The organism is Enhygromyxa salina, assembly GCF_000737335.2.
Taxonomy (GTDB): Bacteria; Myxococcota_A; Polyangia; order Nannocystales; family Nannocystaceae; genus Plesiocystis; species Plesiocystis salina_C.
Genome location: NZ_JMCC02000245.1, coordinates 1 through 2,451, shown reverse-complemented (window position 1 = coordinate 2,451; position 2,451 = coordinate 1). Strand labels below are relative to the sequence as shown.

Annotated in this window: 1 protein-coding gene; it reads left to right on the top strand. The window is 73.6% G+C overall.

What is annotated here, in order from left to right:
* Positions 1 to 18: 18 nt before the first annotated feature.
* A partial coding sequence (locus tag DB30_RS40615; protein WP_276204429.1) for an amino acid adenylation domain-containing protein occupies positions 19 to 2,451 on the top strand: 2,433 nt, incomplete at its 3' end.

The window sequence follows — 2,451 nt, the reverse complement described above, 5'->3', positions numbered from 1 at the left end:
AGCGCGCCGAGCTCCGCGGTGGCCTCGGCCTCGGCCTGGTCGTGCAGCTCGCCTACGCTGATCGGCGCGTTCGAGGCCCAAGTCGCCCGCACGCCCGCAGCGGTGGCCCTGCGCGACGGGGGGCTGACCATGAGCTACGCCGAGCTCGACGGCCAGGCCAACCAGCTCGCGGCCTGGCTGATCGAGCGCGGGGCGGGCCCCGGCGAGCTCGTTGGCGTGCGCATGCCTCGGGGCTCCGCGCTGTTCGTCGCGATCTACGCCGTGCTCAAGACCGGGGCGGGCTATGTGCCCTTTGACGTGGAGCTGCCGGCCGAGCGGGTCGCTCAGATCTCGGCCGACTGCGCGCCGCTGCTGCTGCTCGAGCAGCTGCCCGAGCTCGACGGGTGGCCGACGACGCGGCCGCCAACTCGAACCCTGGGCCCGCGCTCGCCGAGCGAGCTCGCCTACGTGCTGTACACCTCGGGCTCGACGGGCCGGCCCAAGGGGGTGGCGATCTCGCAGCGCGCGAGCCTCAACTGGATCGCCTGGGGCGCGGCCCACTACGGCCGCGGGCCCCAGACCCGGATGCTGCACAAGACCTCGATCGGCTTCGACGTGTCGGTCACCGAGCTGTTCGGTCCGCTGCAGGTCGGGGGCAGCGTCGTCATCGCGCGCCCGGGGGGCCACCGCGACCTCGCCTACCTCGTCGAGCTGATCCGCGAGGCGGAGGTCAGCGACGTCAATTTCGTGCCCTCGGCCCTGGCCGCGTTCCTCGCCGAGCCGGGGGTCGACGCGTGCACGAGCCTGAAAATCGTCGAGGCCGCGGGCGAGGCCTTGCCCGCCGCGCTCGTCGATGAGTTCGCCGCGCGCCTGCCCGGCGTCGAGCTGCACAACCTCTACGGCCCGACCGAGGCCGGCGGGATCACGGCGTGGCGCTGTCGACCCGGGGCCAAGGGCGCGCGCGTGCCGATCGGCGCGCCAGTGTGGAACGCCCGCGCCTACGTGCTCGACGCCAACATGCGGCTGTTGCCGCCGGGCGTCCCCGGCGAGCTCTACCTCGCGGGGGCACAGGTCGCCGAGGGCTACCATGGGCAGCCCGAGCTCAGCGCCGCCCGCTTCTTCGCCGATCCCTTCGTGCCGGGGGCGCGGATGTATCGCAGCGGCGACCTCGCCATGTGGCGGGCCGAGGGCGTGCTCGACTACGTCGGCCGCGCCGACGATCAGATCAAGCTGCGAGGCTTTCGCGTCGAGCCTGGCGAGATCGAGCACGCGCTCCACGAGCACGCTGCGGTCAACACGGCCGTGGTCACGACCCGTCGCGTCGGCGAGATCCAGGCGCTCGTCGCCTACGTTCAGCCGACGCCAGGCGAGGGCGTGGGGGACTCGGCGAGGGCCGGGCTGATCCGCGCGCTCAAGCGTGATCTTGGCGCGCGCCTGCCGGACTACATGGTCCCGCAGATCTTCGTGCTCCTCGCCGAGTTCCCGCTCACGTCCAACGGCAAGGTCGACAAGCGGGGCTTGCCGGCGCCGACCGAGGACGACCTGTCGAGGCGCGACTACGTCGCCCCGGGGACCGAGCTCGAGCGGGGCTTGTGTCGGGTCGTCGCCGAGGTCCTTGGCCTCGGTCGGGTCGGGCTGCTCGACAGCTTCTTCGAGCTCGGCGGGGACTCGCTGCTCGCCACGCGCCTGAGCCTGCGCGTGAGCCAGGAGCTCGGCGTCGAGCTGCCGCTGCAGCTGATCTTTGGCGGGGCGACCCTGGGCGATCTGGCCGCCGACCTGGCCGCGGACCGGGCCGCCGCGGGTGGGTCCGCGCCCGCGTCGCTCCAGCCTGCGCCGCTCGAGGCCTCGGTCGCCGGGCAGGCGCCGCTGTCGCTCCAACAGCGCGAACTGTGGTTCCTGGACTGGCCCGAGCACCTCGGCAGCGCGTGCGACAACATCCAGGTCGCGTTTCGGATCCGCGGGCGCTTCGACTCCGGGGCCTGCGCGCGGAGCTTGGCCGCGCTCGTCGAGCGCCACCCGATCTTGCGCACGAGCTACGTCCGCACCGAAGCGGGCCACGTCCAGCGGGTCCACGCCGGGATCGAGGTCGAGCTTCCCGTCGAGTTCGCGGCCGACGAGGCCGCGGCGCTGGCCTGGCTGGCGGCCGAGCGGCTCCGGCCGTTCGCGCCAGCGGACCCCAGGGTCTTGCGGGCCCAGCTGCTGACCCTCGCCGACGAGGATCACGTCCTGGTGCTGACGCGGCCGTGGGGCATCTTCGACGGCTGGTCGATGAACATCGTCGTCAGCGAGCTGCTCGCCCTGTACGCGGCCGAGCTGGACGCCCTGAACGCGGCCGCGCCGGAGGGGCCGGATCCGGAGCTGGCCCCGCTGCCGCTCGACTACGCCGGCTTCGCGCGTTGGCAGGCCGAGGCCGTCAGCCGCGGCGAGCTCGATCGTCAGCGCGGCTACTGGCGCCGCCAGCTCGCCGGGCTG